This is a genomic window from Nocardiopsis sp. TNDT3, from assembly GCF_003427465.1.
GTDB lineage: Bacteria > Actinomycetota > Actinomycetes > Streptosporangiales > Streptosporangiaceae > Nocardiopsis > Nocardiopsis dassonvillei.
In genome coordinates this window covers 1-3,075 of record NZ_QPFC01001136.1, presented here as the reverse complement: position 1 = coordinate 3,075, position 3,075 = coordinate 1, and the positions used below count along the sequence as shown (strand labels likewise).

Below are 3,075 nucleotides of genomic sequence, written 5' to 3'. Positions count from 1 at the left end.
CCCCGCACCCCAGGACACCCACATGAGCAAGAACCTCGGCATCACCCTCGGCCTGATCATGGTCGCCGTCATCGGACTGGGCCTCCTCGTCGCCCTCGACGACCGGGGCGGCGCCCCCGCGGCCCCGGACGGCTCCGCCGACCCGCAGGCCGCACCCACCGCACCGGCCGGGCTCCTGGTCCGCGAGGACAGCCGCCACCTCGACCGGGTGGAGGAGGCGCCGGTGACGGTCGTGGAGTTCCTCGACTTCGAGTGCGAGGCCTGCCGCGCCCAGTTCCCCGTCATGGAACGGATCCGCGAGGACTACGACGGGCGGATCAACACGGTCATCCGCTACTTCCCCATGCCCGGGCACACCAACGCCGAGCCCGCCGCCGCGGCCGTGGAGGCCGCCGCCCAGCAGGGCGCGCTGGAACAGATGTACGTCCGGATGTACGAGACCCAGGCCGAGTGGGGCGAGTCCCGGGACTCCAAGGCCGAGGTGTTCGTCGGCTTCGCCGAGGACCTGGGCCTGGACACGGAGGAGTTCGCCCGGGCCGTGGAGGACCCCGCCACGCTGGAGCGCGTGCGGTCCGACTTCCGGGACGGCGTGGCCCTGGGCGTGCGGGGCACCCCGACCATCTTCGTCAACGGCCGTCCCACCCCGAGCATGCCCGGCTACGAGACGCTCTCGGCGATGATCGACCGGGAGCTGGAGGGTTGAACACCACTACCGCGCCCCGCCGCGCCGCGGCGTCCCCGCCCGGGGCCGCGACACCCGTCATCAGCCGGGCCCTGCCCTGGCTGCTCACCCTGGGCGGCGGCGCCGGGCTGCTCGCGGCCCTGGCCCTGCTGGTGGAGAAAATCCGGGTGCTGGCCGACCCCGGGCACGTGCCCGCGTGCAGCCTCGACCCGGTGCTCTCCTGCGGCACCGTCATGGCCACCCCGCAGGCCGAGGTCCTCGGCGTGCCCAACCCGGTCATCGGCGTGGTCTGCTTCGCCGTGGTCACCACCGCGGGCGCGGCGCTGGCCGCCGGGGCGCGCCTGGACCGCTGGTTCTGGCTCGGACTCCAGGCGGGCGTGGTGTTCGGCGCCGTCTTCGTGCACTGGCTGATCTTCCAGAGCCTGTACCGCATCGGCGCGCTGTGCCCGTACTGCCTGGTCGTGTGGGCGGTGACGATTCCCCTCTTCTGGTACGTCACGCTGCACAACGTGCGCTCCGCGCACCTGCCCGCGCCGGCGTGGGCCGCCGGACCCCTGGACCTGCTGGCCCGCAACCACACCGTCGTGCTCACCGTCTGGGCGCTGGCGGTCGTCGGCGCGGTCGCCCAGGCGTTCTGGACCTACTGGTCCACGCTGCTGTGAGCCCGTCCTCCCCCTACGGGCCGTCACGCGCGTCGGCGGATCGGCGCCGACGCGCGTGGCGCAACCCGTGACGGACCGTGCGCGAAACGTAGGTTGGGTCCATGCGCGTACTGGTCACGGGTGGTGCCGGGTTCATCGGATCGAGGGTCGCGGAGGAACTCCGCCTGGCCGGGCACGAGGCGGTCACCCTCGACGCCTACCTGCCCCAGGCCCACACCGGGAGGGACACCGAGCACAGAACCGTGGACGTCGTGGGCGACGTCCGGGACGGCGAGATCGTCGAACGCGCCCTGCGGGGCGTGGACGCGGTCTGCCACCAGGCGGCGATGGTGGGGCTGGGCTCCGCGGACTTCCTGGACGCCCCCGACTACGTCCGCTGCAACGACCTGGGCACGGCGGTCCTGCTGGCCGCCATGGCCAGGACCGGCGTCCGCGACATCGTCATGGCCGGTTCGATGGTCGTCTACGGGGAGGGACGCTACACGTGCCCCGAGCACGGCGACGTCCGCCCCGGCCCGAGGGCGGAGGCGGACCTGCGGGCGGGGGTGTTCGACCCGCCGTGCCCCCGGTGCGGGGCGCCGCTCGTGCCCGGCCTGGTGGGGGAGGACGCGCCGAGCGACCCGCGCAACGTCTACGCCACCACGAAGCTGGCGCAGGAGCACCTGTGCGCGGCGTGGGCCCGGTCCGTCGGCGGACGCGCGGTGTCGCTGCGCTACCACAACGTGTACGGGCCGGGGATGCCGCGCGACACCCCGTACGCGGGCGTGGCCTCCTTCTTCCGCTCGGCGCTGGCCCGGGGCGAGGCGCCCCGCGTGTTCGAGGACGGCCGCCAGCGGCGCGACTTCGTGCACGTGGGCGACGTGGCGCGGGCCAACGTGGCGGCCCTGGAGGCCGTCGCGGGCAGGGCCCCGGGGGAGCTGTCCGCCTTCAACACCGGCAGCGGGACCCCGCACACCATCGGCGAGATGGCCCGGGCGCTCGCGGACGCGCACGGCGGCCCGGAGCCCCTGGTCACCGGCGAGTACCGGCTCGGCGACGTCCGGCACATCACCGCCTCCTCCGACCGGCTGAGGCGGGAGCTGTCCTGGCGGCCCAGGGTCGGCTTCGCCGAGGGGATGGTCGAGTTCGCCCGCGCCGAACTGCGCGGTTCGACCGGTTCGGCGGCGTCGGAGGCCGAGGTGTCCGCGTGTCGCGACCGCCTTTCCCGGCCTGTGTCCACATGACTTCGTAGCGTAACCAGGGTGAGCAGAGAACCACACGAGTACGGCCAGGACGAACCGGCGCAGGCGCCGCCCGACACGGCGGGCGGCGACCCGCCGCCACCGGTCGACGTGGTGCTGCCCTGTCTGGACGAGGCGTCCGCCCTGCCCTGGGTCATCGAACGCGTCCCACCGGGGTGGCGGGCGATCGTCGTGGACAACGGGTCCACGGACGGCTCGGCGGGCATCGCCGCGGAGCTGGGGGCCCTCGTCGTCTCCGAACCCCGCAGGGGGTTCGGCGCGGCGTGCCACGCGGGCCTGTCCGCCGCGACCGCCGAGTTCGTCTGCTTCTGCGACTGCGACGCCTCCCTGGACCCCGCCCTGCTCCCGCAGATGGTGGAACGGGTGCGGGTCGGCGGGGCGGACCTGGTCCTGGGCAGGCGGCGCCCCGTCCGCCGGGGGGTCTGGCCGGCGCACGCCAGGATCGGCAACGCCGTCGTCGCGCGGATGCTGCGTTCGCGGACCGGGGTGC

Annotated in this window: 4 protein-coding genes; all 4 read left to right on the top strand. The window is 74.5% G+C overall.

Annotated elements, in window-relative coordinates:
- Positions 1-22: 22 nt before the first annotated feature.
- A complete protein-coding gene (locus DQW06_RS24780) occupies positions 23-703 on the top strand; it encodes a thioredoxin domain-containing protein (protein ID WP_117199411.1) in 681 nt (226 codons plus the stop codon).
- On the top strand, positions 700-1,344 hold the full coding sequence (locus tag DQW06_RS24775; RefSeq protein WP_117199410.1) for a vitamin K epoxide reductase family protein: 645 nt from the start codon (positions 700-702) through the stop codon (positions 1,342-1,344). Before DQW06_RS24780 ends, DQW06_RS24775 begins: the two co-directional genes overlap by 4 nt.
- A 101-nt stretch (positions 1,345-1,445) precedes the next feature.
- Positions 1,446-2,567, top strand: coding sequence for an NAD(P)-dependent oxidoreductase (locus tag DQW06_RS24770; RefSeq protein ID WP_117199409.1), 1,122 nt, complete (start codon positions 1,446-1,448; stop codon positions 2,565-2,567).
- Positions 2,568-2,585: 18 nt separating this feature from the next.
- Positions 2,586-3,075: glycosyltransferase family 2 protein (locus DQW06_RS24765; RefSeq protein ID WP_157983595.1), on the top strand; the 490-nt coding region annotated here is incomplete at its 3' end.

Bases quoted from the DNA above. Each gene is read 5' to 3' on its own strand.
- DQW06_RS24780 (WP_117199411.1), top strand. From the start codon at position 23: ATGAGCAAGAACCTCGGCATCACCCTCGGCCTGATCATGGTCGCCGTC.
- DQW06_RS24770 (WP_117199409.1), top strand. From the start codon at position 1,446: ATGCGCGTACTGGTCACGGGTGGTGCCGGGTTCATCGGATCGAGGGTC.